The sequence below is a fragment of the Streptomyces sp. LHD-70 genome, assembly GCF_031157275.1.
Taxonomy (GTDB): Bacteria; Actinomycetota; Actinomycetes; order Streptomycetales; family Streptomycetaceae; genus Streptomyces.
Window position 1 is genome coordinate 1 of sequence record NZ_JAVIFW010000020.1, and the last position, 13,051, is coordinate 13,051.

Consider the following 13,051-nt stretch of genomic DNA (forward strand, 5'->3'; position numbering starts at 1 on the left):
ACGGCACAGCAGTTCCCGGCTCCGCCGGGCAGCCGTAGGGGCGCTCCGCGCCCGTCAAACCCGGCACCGCGACGCTCCGCGTCGCAACCCCGAGATGCGATTCCTCCCGGCCCTGAACGCCCGGGGTTCCTCGCAAGGATTCCGCTGAACGGACATCCGCCTGCCCGTACGCACTTGCTGTCGCCGGACGGGACATCGCCGGTGAGATCGAGAGGCTGAGGGCGCCCCGGCCGGTTTCAGCTCCGGCCCCAGGCCGTGTAGGAGCGGGAGGCACCGCCCACCGGCCGTAGCAGAAATAGACCGCACGGTCCGTATTGACCCATGGCGTTCGGGCGGTGACGATCCCCTTCCCGGCTGCGCACTGAAGGGCGTGTGTGCCAAGAAGCCCTAGTTCCCGGGGTTTTTGGTGCTGGCGTGGTACGCGGCGTAAACCTTGGATGGGGTTCGTCGGCGGCACGGAACGCGCTGCGGGAACATTTGACAAACCGTCCGTGCTGTTTTTTACTCGAGCGAATGCTATGAGGCGTATCCGACAAGCCTTGGCCCGGAGTGCGCATCACCAGGGGAGATGGCATGGACATCGATGTACTGGGGCCGCTGGCGGTCAAGGAGAACGGAATCTCCGTCACACCCACCGCACCCAAGCCGCGACAGGTCCTCGCACTGCTCGCGCTCCGCGCCGACCATGTCGTACCGGTTGCCGCCCTCGTCGAGGAACTCTGGGGGGAGCGGCCGCCACGCAGCGCCCGCACCACGCTTCAGACATACATCCTCCAGCTGCGCGATCTGATCGCGACCGCCCTGGAGCACGAACCCGACGCGGCCGTGCCGCGCACCGCCAAGGACGTGCTCGCCACCACGCCCGGCGGCTATCAGCTCCGCACCTCCGGCGGGAGCCGGGACACGGGCGAGTTCGAGTCGCTCGCCGGCCTCGGCCACCGGGCCATGGACGCCGGTGACTTCCCGGGCGCGGCCCGGCAGTTGCGCGAAGCGCTCGACCTGTGGAGCGGCGACGCGTTCGCGGACGTGCACCACGGGCCACGCCTTGCTGCGGAGGCCAAGCGGCTGGAGGAGAGCCGCCTGTGCGCCCTCGACCAGCGCATCGAGGCGGACCTGCGGCTCGGCCGGCACCGCGAACTGCTCGGCGAACTCACCGTCCTGGTCAGCCGCTACCGCACCCACGAGAACCTGCACGGGCAGCTGATGACGGCCCTGCACCGCTCCGGCCGGCGCAGCGAGGCCCTCGACGTGTACCAACGGCTGCGGACCGCGCTGGTACGGGAGTTGGGCCTGGAGCCGTCCGTCGGGATGCGGCGCCTTCAGCGGTCGGTGCTGGCGGCCGGGCCCGAACCGGTGCGCGCGGCCGGGGCGCCAAGGCAGAGCGATCGCAGACCGCTCACCCGGGTCGGCTGAGCCCGCCCCGCACCGGGGTTCGCGCCGTCGACCGGGTCACCGCGGGGAAACGCGACAAGGCGCGGAAAGGAGAACGCGGTGCTCGCGGCCGGGCTCAACGCCGCCCTCGTCCTGGCGCGGGCCCGCCGCCGGGTCGCGGTCGTGGACGCGGGAAGCCCGCGCAACGCTCCCTCGGAGCACATGCACGGATTCCTCTCCCGCGACGGCCTGCCGCCCGGCCGGCTCCTGGAACTCGCCGGGCCGAAGTCGCCCAGTACGGCGCGGACTTCCTCGACGGGCAGGTCGACCACGTGGAGTCCGCCGCACCCGGCTACGCGGTGCGCCTCGCCGGCGGAGCCGCCCTGCCCACCCGCCGCATCGTGCTCGCCACGGGGCTGCGCGACGGCCTGCCGGACATCCCCGGGGTGCGCGAACGCTGGGGCAAGGACGTGGTGTTCTGCCCGTACTGCCACGGCTACGAGGTGCGGGACCAGCCCATCGCGGTACTCGGCACCCACCCCGGCGCCATGGGCCACGCCCAACTGCTGCGCCAGTGGTCCGCGGACATCGTCTGCTTCCCGCACACGCTGGAGCTGAGCGACGCCGACCGGGGACGCCTCGACGCCCGCGGCATCCGGATCGCCGAGGGCACCATCAGGCAACTCGTCGTCGACGACGACCGGTTGAGCGGCGTCGAACTCGCCGACGGCACCACGGTGCCGCGCGCCGCGGCCTTCCTGATCGCGCAGATGGCGCCGTTCGATGCCGCGGTCGAGTCGCGCAGATAGCGCCGCTCGACGCCGCGATCGACGGCCTGGACTGCAAGAAGGACGAGGCCGGCTGGCTGGTCACCGACCGCACCGGACGCACCAGCGACCCGGGCGTCTGGGCCGTCGGCCATGCCGTCGACCCGCGCGCCCAGGTGATCACGGCGGTCGGCCAGGGTGCCGCCGCGTTCGCCCTCAACATCGACCTGGTCGGGGAGACGTCGAGAACGCCGCCGGCCAGGCCTGACGGCTGTCCCCGTACGGCTGTGCCGAGCACGGCGCCGGCGGACAATCGCGGTCGGGCGGTGGGCCTCAGGCCTGCGCCTCCTCGCGGGAGGCCGCCCGGTCGGCCAGGACGACCGGCACGGTGAGCAGTGCCAGGGCGGCGCCGATCCACGGGATGGCGGTGAGCCCGGCGCCCGCGCCCAGGGCGACCCCGGCGAGCGCGGGGACGAGGCTGATGCCGAGCTGGAACATCGAGACGGCGGTGGAGCCGGCGAGGGTGGGCGCCTGCGAGGCGATGGCGAACACCCGCCCGTAGATGGCCGGGTTGAGCACGAAACCAGCGATGCCGAGCAGCAGGACGATCGGGACGACGGCCAGGACGTGGTCGGCGAGCGCGGCGAGCAGCACGGAGCAGACCAGGATCCCGCCCGCCCCGATCAGGAAGGCGAAGTGCGGACGGCCGTCGGCCGTCCTGCCGCCGACGGACAGCCCGATGAAGGCGCCGACGCCGAACAGGGTGAGGATCGCGGGAACCCACACGGAGTCGATGCCGGTGATGTCGGTGAGGAAGGCCGCGAGGTAGTTGTACGAGATCATGTACGCGGCGGTGCTCAGCAGGGTGGCGAGGTAGACGATCCACAGCTGCGGCTTGCGCATGGTGCGCAACTCCCGCTTGACGCTGGGCTCTTCGGTCGCGCGGGTCGCGGGCACGGCGACGAGCGTCAGCACCGTACCGAGGACGGTCAGGGCCACCACGCCCCAGAACCCGCCCCGCCATCCGGTGAAGTGGCTGAGCATCGCACCGGCCGGGCCGCCGGCCACCATGGCGACGCTGAGCCCGCTGACGACCACGCCGGAGGCGCGTGCCGTGCGGTCGGCCGGGACGAGGCTGATCGCGGTGACCGCCGCGACCGCCCAGAAGCCGGCGTAGGCGAGACCCAGGACGAAGCGGGTGATGAGCAACACGGCGTAGCTGTCGGTCATCAGGCCGATCGCCACGCAGACGGCGAACAGGATCTGCGTCGCCACCAGCGTGGTCCGCCGCGGCCAGCGCAGCGTCAGCACGGCGAGCGGCGGCCCGCCGATGACCACACCGATGGCGAACGCCGAGATCAACGCACCGGCGGAGGACAGCGAGATGTTCAGGTCGTCGGCGACGTCCGGGAGGACTCCGGCAAGGAGGAACTCCGCGCTGCCCATGGCGAACAGGCTGAACGCGAGCAGATAGACGGCCAGCGGCAGGCCCTTGCCGTTCTGGCCGTTGTTGCCGGAGTCGGGCGACTGCTGTGCGGATTCTGTTTGGACGCTCATCGGTGCGAGCTCCTTGATCGGGGTGTACGGGTGACAGGTCAGGGCGCAGGCGCGGCGGACTGCCGAGGTTGCGGGATGCCGCTGCCGAACGGCTCGGGTGCTCCGGAGGGAGGTCAACCAGCCTCAGAGGCAACGGAGTTGGGGATGTAGGGGCGCGTGTTCCAGGCCTGCGGGTGGTACGGCGGACCGGTTCCCGCGCGAGGGAACTTCAGCGCACCCGGCGGAAGAAGGACCGCAGATCGTCGACCAGCAGATCGGGAGCGTCGTGGGCGGCCCAGTGGCTGCCGCGGTCGAACTCGCTCCAGGAAACGATGTTCTTGTGGTCGCGCTCGGCGAAGCGGCGCAGTGGGCGGAAGTCGTGGGCGAACGAGGCGAGTCCGAGAGGGAACGTGGTCGGCTCGCCGTGCGGTTCGGCGTGGTGGTTCTCGTAGTAGAACCGAGCCGAGGAGGCGGCGGTGTTGGTGAGCCAGTAGATCGTGGCGTTGGTGAGGATCACGTCGGGGTCGGGGACACCGCCGAGCAGTTGGCAGATCCAGGCGAGCTGCCCGGCGGGGGAGTCGGCGAGGGCGTGCGCCAGGGTCTGCGGCTGGGTCTGCTGGACGCGGTCGTGGACGGCGTGCTCGACGAACCCCTGGAGGAAGGTCAAGTACTCCACCTCCTCGGGCGCGAGTCCGGTCAGCTCGGCCGGGTCGCCGGAGGGGAAGGAGAAGATCTGGTTGACGTGCACCCCGGTGATGCGGTCGGCGTGCCGTCGGCCCAGCTCGGGGCTGACGATCGCGCCGGCGTCGTTGCCGTGGGCGCCGAAGCGCCCGTAACCGAGCCTGCCCATGAGTTCGGCCCAGGTGTCGGCGGTCCGGGCGGCGTTCCAGCCCTTGGCGCGGGTGTGGCCGGAGAAGCCGAAACCCGGCAGGGACGGGATGACCACGTGGAAGGCGTCGGAGGCGGCACCACCGTGGGCTTCCGGGTCGGTGAGTGGGCCGACCAGGTCCAGGTACTCCACGAAGGTGTTCGGCCATCCGTGCGTGAGGACGAGCGGCGTCGCGTCCGGCTCGGCCGACCTGACGTGCACGAAGTGCACGCTCTGGCCGTCGATCTCGGTGGTGAACTGCGGGAAGGAGTTGATCCGCGCCTCCTGCGCCCGCCAGTCGTAGGCGTCGCGCCACCGCGCCGCCAGATCGCGTACGAACGAGGCGGGCACCCCGTACTCCCAGCCGGGCTGGACCGGGCCGCGCTGGACGCCGTCGGTCACTTCCGCGGTCGGCAGTTCCTCGGCCCAGCGGGTCCGCGCCAGGCGGTCGGCCAGATCGTCCAGGTCGGCCTGCGGGACATCGATGTGAAACGGGGCGATCGCGCTCATGGCTGCACCTTTCGTACGAGCGGCGTTTCACCCATTCGACAGTGACCCGGTTGGCCTGTCTGCCCCCAACGGTGCTCTCCCACTTCGCCCGAACAGGCCCCCTCCGCCGGTTCGCCAACTGCTTCGTCAGTAGCGGGGTTGCGCGTGAACGAGGTGCGGTCCGGGCGGTGAGCGCCGTGGAACCTGGCTGACCTGCGCTGTCGCTCCGGCGCGTCCGTGCACTCTGGCGGACGGTGTGCACCGGTCCGGGTGGTCCGGGACCCCGCCCCGGACCGAGCGTGCGGTGCTTCCCCGCGACCGTTTCTCGACCGGAGCTCGAGTGCGTCTCCGCCGGTTCTCCTGGCGGGCTCATCGGATACGTAGGCCCGCCGTGCCAGTTGACGTCACTGCCGCCGCCCCCCGCTGGAGCACTCCTGCACACCACCTCGCGCGACCCCCCTGGCGTACGATGATCAAAACTGCCGCAGCCGTCAGCGGTACGGCATCGTGCGATCGTGCGACGGAGGCATCAGTGCTCATCACCGCCCGGGACGTGGAAGCCGCAGCCGCGCAGATCACCCCGCACGTACTGCGCACCCCCACCGTCACCAGCCCAGGGCTGACCGAACTCCTGGGCGCCCCGGTCACCACCAAACTCGAACTCCTCCAGCGCACCGGCTCCTTCAAGTCCCGCGGCGCCACCGCCAAGCTGCTGTCGCTGTCCGACGAGGAACGCGCCGCCGGAGTGGTCGCGGTCAGCGGCGGCAACCACGGCATCGCCACCGCCGTCATGGCCGGCGCACTCGGCATCGACGCGACCGTCGTCATGCCCCGCACCGCCCCCCGCCGCGCCGTCGAAACCGCAGAGGCCGCCGGAGCACACGTCGTCCTCGCCGACACCATGGACGGCGCCTTCGCCCTCGTCGATGAACTCCGTACGAAGGGCCTCACCCTCGTCCACCCCTTCGACGACCCCGTCGTCATCGCCGCCCAGGGCACCGTCGGCCTCGAACTCGCCGAAGACGCAGGCGAGTTGACCGATATCGTCGTCAGCATCGGGGGCGGCGGACTCATCTCCGGCGTCGCCACCGCCCTGAAGGCCCGCCGACCCGACATCCGCATCTGGGGCGTCGAAACCGAAGGCGCCCAGGCCATGACCGCCGCCCTCGCCGCAGGCGCCCCCGTACCCGTTCGACTCACCTCCATCGTCACCACCCTCAGCGCCCCCAGCGCCTCCCCCCTCACCTACGAGCACGTCTCGACCCTCGTCACCGACGTCCTCACGGTCACCGACGCCGAAGCCGTCCAGGGCACCCTCGACCTGGCCGAACACGCCAAACTCTGGACCGAACCCGCCGCGGGCTGCGTACTCCCCGCGGCCCGCCAGGTCCTGAACCGCATCGGCAAGGACGCGAAGCTGGGTCTGATCATCTGCGGCGGCAACGCGACGACGACCGATGTGCACTCGTGGGCGGACCAGTTCGGTCTGACGTGACGTGACCTGACCCGACGTGCCGCACGGCACCTTCGGAGGCATGTCCACCGGCACCAACCTGCTCAGCTGGGCTTGGTGACAGCCCGCGTGTGCCGGGTGTCCGCGGAGACGACCGCTCTACCAACCCGGCCCCCAGCGACCCAAGCGACTGAAGTGACCGAACTCCGGAATTAGGGAATCCGGTCCCGAGCCTGTCCCGAGCCTGGGAGCACAAGCCCCGCGAGCGGGCGCCCGGTTGACCTCCCTGACGACCTTCGCCAGCACGGCGGTGGCCGCCCTGCTGGTGTTCCTCCTGCCTAGGCACTCCAACCTCAAACACTGGTCGACCGGTATGTGTTGACGTACCGGTCGACCAGTTTCTATTCTGGCGGGGCGACGATGGGCGACCGCCCGGCTCGTAAGTCCCGCGCTGGAAGCGGGAGTTGGTGCAGGGGGGGGGGCAGAGGTGCGTGAGCTCGAGATCCGTAGCGGGGCGCGTCTTGTGGTGGTCGGGGCGATCGGGGAGAGCGCGTCCTCGGAGGCGGCGTTCCTGGTGTCCATGCGGTTGAACTGCCGGGGCGTACGGACCGTGAACCTCGGCACCGGCATCACGCTCTCCGAGGCGGCCACCGCGCTGGCCCGGCATCACGGGGCCGAGGCCCTGCTCCTGGTCTCCGAGTCGGGGGTGCACGTCACCCGGCAGCTTTCGGGGCTCGCCGCGCTGCGCACCGCGGGCGACGTGGCCGGTCCCGTCTTCGTGGGCGGGGCCGGCACCGGCTCCTGGCGCAAGCTGCGGCCGCTCGCCGCCGAGCTGCGCGGGCTCGGGGTGACCGAGGTCCTGTCCGACCTCGCGGACGCCGCCGCCCTGCTGCCGTCCCAGGTGGCCGCCGCATTGCCGCCCGTGGCGGGCGCCCGGGCGCTGCCGGAATCCGTCGCAGCCCGAGTCGCCTGATTCCTGGGGCAGTTCGGGCGGCCTGTGCCGCAAACCATTCGACAGGGATGAGCACCATGAATTCGCGAGGTTGGCCATGATGATGGCGAAGCAGCAGCGTTCGGAGCGCACGGTGGAGCGCCTTGTGGGCGCGGCGGCCGAGGAGTTCGCCGCCAACGGCTTCGCCAAGGCCACCCTGGCCGATGTCAGCCGCAGCGCGGGCGTCACCAAGGGCGCGCTGTTCTTCCACTTCGCCACCAAGGACGAGCTGGCGGAGGCGGTGCAGTTGCGCGGCCAGGACCTTCTGGAGACGGCCGTGGAGGAGCGGCGTGAGGCGGAGCCGTCCTGCCTGCAGGTGCTGATCGACGTCACGCACCACCTCAACGCGCTGCTGCGCGAGGACCCGTTCATCCGGGCCGGGGTGCGCATCACCCGGGAGCGGACGAACGGAAAGCCGCAACCCCTCGACTTCTATCCGCTCTGGCTTGGGCGGCTCGGCCGGCTCCTTGAACACGCAAGGAGAAACGGGGAGTTGGGCCGGTCCGTCGCCGACGTATCGGCGCACACCCTGGTCACGGCGGCGGTTTCCGGACTTGAGGCGCTCGCCTGGATGGGGGTCGGCCGGAGTGAGGCGGAAAAGTGGCTCAGCCATCTCTGGGAGCTGGTACTGCCGCTGCTGATCTCCGAGGACTCCGATGTGAAGATCAGGACCGGGGCCCCCGTGGAGTGAACCGATTTCGGACCTTGAATTCCGATAGGCGAGTGCTAGATTCCAGCCGCAGCCACATGTTGGGGAAGGGGAGCCAAGGCATGGGCGTGCATACCGGAAAGACGGCTCTGGTCACCGGGGCGAGCAGGGGAATTGGCCAGGGGATGGCTCAACGGCCGGCGAGTGAGGGGGCACTTGTCGCAGTGCACTTCGGCCAGGACCGGGCCGCTGCGCGGGACACGGTCGACATGATCAGACGGCCCTGCTTTTCACCGTGCAACAAGGGCTCAAGCGGATGCGCGACGGCGGACGCATCATCAACATCTCGTCGGCGGTGGCACGGATCTCCTATCCGGAGTCCGTCGTGTACTCGATGACGAAGGGTGCGCTCAACACGTTCACCCTGGCGCTCGCCAGGTCGTGGCCTTCCTGGCCTCCGACCCCCCGCGCTGGATCACCGGCCAGTGCATCGACGCACGGGCGGCTCGAAGCTGTGACGCCTGTGGGGTGGGTGGTGCGGGCCGGCCCGCACCACCCACCCCACAGGGGCGGCCCGCAGCCTGCCTCAGTCGGCCGCTGCCGTCTCCTTCCGCATCTGTGCCATGTCCTGCTCGAGCCGCTCCCACAGCTCGGGCGAACCCTGCGGCGCGAAGCGCGGGACACGGCGGGCCGGAACCAGGCCGGGCAGCAGCCAGGCCCACATGTCAGCGACCCTCTCGTGCAGGTCCTCCCGGCGCGTACGCACTTGGGAGGTGATCTGGACGCCGGTGAAGGAGCCGACGATGCAGGTCGCGGCGTCGTTCACGTCGACGTCCGCCTTCACGTCACCGCGCCCCTGAGCCGGAGCGAGGCTGTCGCGCATTGTCTCGATCCACGTGTTGTACATCGCCGGGTCGGGGTCCGTGAACGAACCGAACTCGATGACCAGGCGGATGCCCGCGCTCACCCGCACCCAGGTGCGCAGGCCGTGCGCCATGAGGTGGGTGATGTCGATGGCGCTCTGCACGCCGGGTCGGTCCGCGTTCGGCAGGGTGGGGAGGATGTTGAACTGATCGGACATCAACTCGTGGGCCAGGGCTTCCTTGGACGGGAAGTGGAAGTACATCGCCCCCTTGGTCACCCCGGAGTGCTTGGCGATGTCACTGAGGCTCGTACTGCCGAATCCCGCTGCGTCAAAGGCTGTTGCCGCCCCGTCGAGGATGGCTTCCCGAGTGACCTCTGCTCGTTCCCGGCGTGTGCTCACTGAACAACTCTCCCTCCGCCGCGGTGCGGATGGCGGTCTTCCGTCCTTCCGCTGATCACCGCGACCTCGCTCGCGCCAATTGTGCTCCCTATTGCTTTCGAATACCAGTCGGCCGGTACTATAACGACCAGTCGCACCAATGAACCCGCGGGCCGATCGCCCAGCGTTCGCCCTGCTCAAAACGCGTCTCTCCAGGTGAGAGTACGCATGGGGGAGGTCCTGATGAGTGCACTGCTGCAAGCCGACCGTCCGGCAAGCGAATCTCTGCTGCCGGAGGAGCCGGAGCTCTTCGAGCAAACCGTCCCACGCACCCTCGTGCACCGAGCCGCCGTGTCCGAGGTGCTGCTGACCGGCTTCCGGCCGACCGGAGCCGACGCGTACCGGGTGGGGGCCCAGTGGTCCCGCGGCCACAGCTACTACGGTGCCGTGGCCGGGCGCTGGCACGACCCGATGCTGTTCGCCGAGTCCATCCGTCAGATCGGGCTGTTCCTCGCCCACGAGGCCCTGCAGGTCCCGCTCGGCGCCCACTTCGTCACCGACACCACGTCGTTCGAGATGACCGAGGACGGCGCCCGCATCGGTGCACGGCCCGCCCATGTCTGCCTCGACGTGATGTTCCGCGACGTCGTCCGCCGCGGCAGCAGCGTCAAGTCGTACGCCTACGACGTGGTCGCCCACCGCGACGGCGTCCCCATCGGCACCGGCCGGCTCTCCGCGCAGATCATCGCGCCCGGCATCTACCGCAGGCTGCGCGGAGAACGGCTCGGCGCCCGCCCCTCGCACACCGTTCCCGCCCCGCTCCGGCCCGCTCTCGTCGGCCGGGACGCCGAGTCGGACGTCGTGCTCGCGGACGGCCCGGTCGGCGGGGTGCGCACCCTGCGGGCCGACGCCAGCCATCCGGTGCTCTTCGACCATCCCGTCGACCACATCCCCGGAATGGTCCTCCTGGAAGCGGCCCGGCAGGCAGCGCTCGCCGAACTCGGCTGCCCCGAAGGGCTGTTGGTGTCCGGCTCCGCTTCCTTCGACCGGTACGTCGAGTACGACTCGCCCTGCCTGGTCACGAGTTCCGCCCCGTGCACGGACGCGGCGGGCCACCGTCAGGTCGACGTCGACTTCCGGCAGTCCGGCGTGCTCGCCGGCACCTGCCGGGTGGCCATCCACCAGGAACCGGGGTGGTGAGCCCGGCCTGTACCACCGCTGCTCCGAGGGCGGTCGCCGACCCCGTCCTTGTCGTGGGCGGCAGCGGCTTCGTCGGCCGCGCGATCGTACGTGAACTCGCGCAACGTAACGGCGAGTTGAGGGAGCCGAGGCTGCGGACTCTGACCTCCCGCAGGCCACCGGACGGAACGTGTCCGCGCGGGGTGGCGCACACCGTCGCGGACCTCACCGACCCGGCATCGCTGCGCGGCACGTGCGCGGGAGTCACCACGCTGGTGCACGCGGCCGCCCATGTCGGCCGGGATCCCGCCCGCAGCGACGCCGTCAACCGCGCCGGCACCCTGGCCCTGCTCGACGAGGCCCGCCGGGCCGGAGTGCGGCGCGTCCTGTACGTCAGCACCGCCTCCGTCTACGGCAGCGGACCCCATCGCGGCCCGGCGGAAGGGGAGTTGACGCCCGCACCGGAGTCCGCGGCCAGCGCGACGAGGCTCGCCGCCGAGAGGGCGGTCCTCGACGCGGGGGGCATCGTCCTGCGACCGCATCTGATCGTCGGCCCGGGGGACCGGTGGGTCGTACCGACCATCGCCCAAGTCCTTGGCCGGGTCCCCGACTGGCCGGCCGCCGGCGCGAAGAGCTCGCTGATCGGCGTCGAGGACCTGGCCCGGCTCGTGGCCGCCCTCGTGGCGGAGGAGCCCCGGCAGGAACGCGGCGATGTGCTGCACGCCGCGCACCCCGCGCCCGTCCGCACGCGGGACCTCGTGCTCGCCGTGGCCCGGCTGCTCGGACTGCCCGCACCGCGCGGCACGCTGACGCTCCCGGAGCACCGGGAACGCCTCGCCCGGGAACTGCCCGCACTCTCCGGTCATCAGTACGCGCTGCTCACCCGCGACCACTGGTACGACAGCGCCCGGATCTGGCGGCGGACCCGACTGGAGCCGGGGCCGGGGCCGTTGGAGAAGCTCGGCGCGTACGCCGGGTGGAACGGCGAGCCGCGCGGGCGGGGCGCCGGCTGAGCCCGGAGACGGGTCCTAGGTCAGAGCGCGTCGTGGAAGATCACGCCGAGGACGTGGCGCTGCCCGTCGTGCACGGCGCTCACCCCGTGGCGCAGCGCGACCCGGCTGAAGCCGCGCGCCGACGGCACCGGTCGGTTGCGTACCGCGAAGATCATGCCCTGGCCCTGCACCGGCCGCCGCACCAACGGTCGGGACTGGGCGCGCGGGCGCTGCTCGACGAAGACGCTCTCGCCGCCCGTGAAGTCCACATCGGGCCGGTCCAGAAGCACGGCCAGCTGGAGGGGGAACGTCAGCGCGCCGTACACGTCCTGGTGCAGGCAGTTGTAGCCGCCCTTCTCGTAGCGGAGCAGCAGGGGAGTGGGGCGGTGCTGTCCCTCGGCGGCACAGGCGGCGATCAACTCGGAGTGCTCCAGCGGGAAGCGGGGCTCTCCGAGCCGGTCGGCCCAGGTGTTGGCGATCTGCGCGAGCGGGGGGTAGAGGCGCTCGCGCAGGGTCCGTACCAGGGGCGGCAGCGGATGGCCGAAGTAGCGGTAGCGGCCCTCGCCGAAGCGGTGTGCGGACATGGTCACCGTGGAGCGGAACCGCTCCGGCTCGTCGAACAGCGCGCGCACCTCGGCGCACTGCTCGGGGGTGAGCAGCGGGGGAGTGAGCGCCACTCCCTCGGTGTCAAGCTCGGCGGTCAGAGCGGGCCAGTCGAGCGTGTCGAGGGCGGACACGTCCACCGGGCCGGAGGCCTCGTGCGCGGGGGCCTGTCCGGGGGCCTTGTGCGCGGGGGCCTGTCCGGAGTCCGGCCGCCCGGCCGGGGCCCGCTCGCCGAGTCCGGGCAGGGTCGGTTCGTCGTACGGAGTCACATCACGCTGCTTTCAGGGAGGGGGAGTTCAGGCGGCGGCGGCTTCCAGCGCGAGGAGGGTGCGCTTGGCCTCGATGCCGCCCGCGTACCCGGAGTCGCGGCCGGAACCGGCGACGACCCGGTGGCAGGGCAGGAGCACGCACAGCGGGTTCGCGCCCAGGGCCGTGCCCACGGCACGCGCGGCGCCCGGACGGCCGAGGGCGGTGGCGAGCGCGCCGTACGTCGTCGTCCGCCCGTACGGGACGAGCGCGTCGAGGGAGCCGACCGTCTCGCGGCTGAACGGGGTGGCCAGGCGCAGGTCCACGGGGACGGTGAACTCCCGGCGGCTGCCCGCCAGATAGCCGTCCAGCTGGTCGCGCGCCGCGTCGAGCAGCCGCCGCTGCGCGGGCGTGGCCGAGCCGTCGTCCACCGGGCGCAGGCCGGCCTTCGCCAAGCGCCGCCCCGCGCCCTCGGCGTCGGTGAAGGCACACAGGACGAGCGCCTCCTGGGTCGCCGCGAGGGCGAGCGTGCCGATCGGCGAGGGGTGGACGCGGACGGCCGCGGTGGCCGGGTGTCGGCCGCTCTGGCTCGGCAGCGGATGCGTCGGAGTCATCGCAGGCTTCGGAGGCTTCGGAGGCTTCGGAGTCATCGGACTTCCTTCCC

The 13,051-nt window shown here is 71.4% G+C and carries 12 protein-coding genes and 1 pseudogene; 8 read left to right on the top strand and 5 right to left on the bottom strand.

The annotated features are described in order from the left end of the window. Positions 1 to 573 precede the first annotated feature (573 nt). Positions 574 to 1,413, top strand: coding sequence for an AfsR/SARP family transcriptional regulator (locus RCO28_RS31030; protein WP_308944640.1), 840 nt, complete (start codon positions 574 to 576; stop codon positions 1,411 to 1,413). A gap of 290 nt (positions 1,414 to 1,703) precedes the next feature. Then, positions 1,704 to 2,180 (top strand): hypothetical protein, encoded by a 477-nt coding sequence (locus RCO28_RS31035; protein WP_308944641.1) that lies wholly within the window; start codon positions 1,704 to 1,706, stop codon positions 2,178 to 2,180. A 291-nt stretch (positions 2,181 to 2,471) separates the two neighbouring features. Here RCO28_RS31035 and RCO28_RS31040 read toward each other — a convergent pair whose 3' ends face one another. After that, entirely contained in the window at positions 2,472 to 3,695 is a 1,224-nt protein-coding gene (locus RCO28_RS31040; RefSeq protein ID WP_308944642.1) for a Cmx/CmrA family chloramphenicol efflux MFS transporter, read from the bottom strand. Between the two features lie 208 nt (positions 3,696 to 3,903). After that, a complete protein-coding gene (locus tag RCO28_RS31045) occupies positions 3,904 to 5,052 on the bottom strand; it encodes an epoxide hydrolase (protein ID WP_308944643.1) in 1,149 nt (382 codons plus the stop codon). A 448-nt stretch (positions 5,053 to 5,500) separates the two neighbouring features. Here RCO28_RS31045 and RCO28_RS31050 point away from each other — a divergent pair, with 448 nt between their 5' ends. The 4 genes and pseudogenes from RCO28_RS31050 to RCO28_RS31065 all read left to right on the top strand — a co-directional run. Next, the gene (locus RCO28_RS31050; protein ID WP_374991285.1) at positions 5,501 to 6,526 is read left to right on the top strand and encodes a threonine/serine dehydratase; all 1,026 of its coding nucleotides are present in this window, start codon (positions 5,501 to 5,503) and stop codon (positions 6,524 to 6,526) included. Positions 6,527 to 6,971: 445 nt separating this feature from the next. Next, positions 6,972 to 7,457, top strand: coding sequence for a hypothetical protein (locus tag RCO28_RS31055; RefSeq protein ID WP_308944645.1), 486 nt, complete (start codon positions 6,972 to 6,974; stop codon positions 7,455 to 7,457). Between the two features lie 76 nt (positions 7,458 to 7,533). Further along, positions 7,534 to 8,166, top strand: a complete 633-nt coding sequence (locus RCO28_RS31060; RefSeq protein ID WP_308944646.1) for a ScbR family autoregulator-binding transcription factor — start codon at positions 7,534 to 7,536, stop codon at positions 8,164 to 8,166. 274 nt (positions 8,167 to 8,440) lie between these two features. Further along, a pseudogene (locus RCO28_RS31065) lies at positions 8,441 to 8,509 on the top strand (hypothetical protein); the annotation flags it as partial. Positions 8,510 to 8,710: 201 nt separating this feature from the next. Here the strand turns inward: RCO28_RS31065 and RCO28_RS31070 are convergent. Beyond that, positions 8,711 to 9,388, bottom strand: a complete 678-nt coding sequence (locus RCO28_RS31070) for a ScbR family autoregulator-binding transcription factor (protein ID WP_308944647.1) — start codon at positions 9,386 to 9,388, stop codon at positions 8,711 to 8,713. A 222-nt stretch (positions 9,389 to 9,610) separates the two neighbouring features. Between RCO28_RS31070 and RCO28_RS31075 the strand changes: the two genes are divergently transcribed. Beyond that, positions 9,611 to 10,567: a ScbA/BarX family gamma-butyrolactone biosynthesis protein gene (locus RCO28_RS31075; protein ID WP_308944648.1), complete on the top strand. Its 957-nt coding sequence runs from the start codon at positions 9,611 to 9,613 to the stop codon at positions 10,565 to 10,567. Further along, a complete protein-coding gene (locus tag RCO28_RS31080) occupies positions 10,564 to 11,559 on the top strand; it encodes an NAD-dependent epimerase/dehydratase family protein (RefSeq protein WP_308944649.1) in 996 nt (331 codons plus the stop codon). The genes RCO28_RS31075 and RCO28_RS31080 overlap by 4 nt, the downstream gene beginning before the upstream one ends. Positions 11,560 to 11,579: 20 nt before the next feature. Here the strand turns inward: RCO28_RS31080 and RCO28_RS31085 are convergent, their stop codons facing one another. Both RCO28_RS31085 and RCO28_RS31090 read right to left on the bottom strand, forming a co-directional pair. After that, positions 11,580 to 12,410 carry a 2OG-Fe(II) oxygenase gene (locus RCO28_RS31085; RefSeq protein WP_308944650.1) on the bottom strand — a complete coding sequence of 277 codons (831 nt, stop codon included), beginning with the start codon at positions 12,408 to 12,410 and terminating at the stop codon, positions 11,580 to 11,582. A 27-nt stretch (positions 12,411 to 12,437) separates the two neighbouring features. Continuing rightward, on the bottom strand, positions 12,438 to 13,037 hold the full coding sequence (locus tag RCO28_RS31090) for a methylated-DNA--[protein]-cysteine S-methyltransferase (RefSeq protein WP_308944651.1): 600 nt from the start codon (positions 13,035 to 13,037) through the stop codon (positions 12,438 to 12,440). Positions 13,038 to 13,051 lie beyond the last annotated feature (14 nt).

Excerpts from the sequence above, each read along its gene's own strand:
- RCO28_RS31030 (WP_308944640.1), top strand. The coding sequence starts at position 574 with ATGGACATCGATGTACTGGGGCCGCTGGCGGTCAAGGAGAACGGAATC.
- RCO28_RS31040 (WP_308944642.1), bottom strand. The coding sequence starts at position 3,695 with ATGAGCGTCCAAACAGAATCCGCACAGCAGTCGCCCGACTCCGGCAAC.
- RCO28_RS31045 (WP_308944643.1), bottom strand. The coding sequence starts at position 5,052 with ATGAGCGCGATCGCCCCGTTTCACATCGATGTCCCGCAGGCCGACCTG.
- RCO28_RS31050 (WP_374991285.1), top strand. The coding sequence starts at position 5,501 with ATGATCAAAACTGCCGCAGCCGTCAGCGGTACGGCATCGTGCGATCGT.
- RCO28_RS31060 (WP_308944646.1), top strand. The coding sequence starts at position 7,534 with ATGATGATGGCGAAGCAGCAGCGTTCGGAGCGCACGGTGGAGCGCCTT.
- RCO28_RS31075 (WP_308944648.1), top strand. The coding sequence starts at position 9,611 with ATGAGTGCACTGCTGCAAGCCGACCGTCCGGCAAGCGAATCTCTGCTG.
- RCO28_RS31090 (WP_308944651.1), bottom strand. The coding sequence starts at position 13,037 with ATGACTCCGAAGCCTCCGAAGCCTCCGAAGCCTGCGATGACTCCGACG.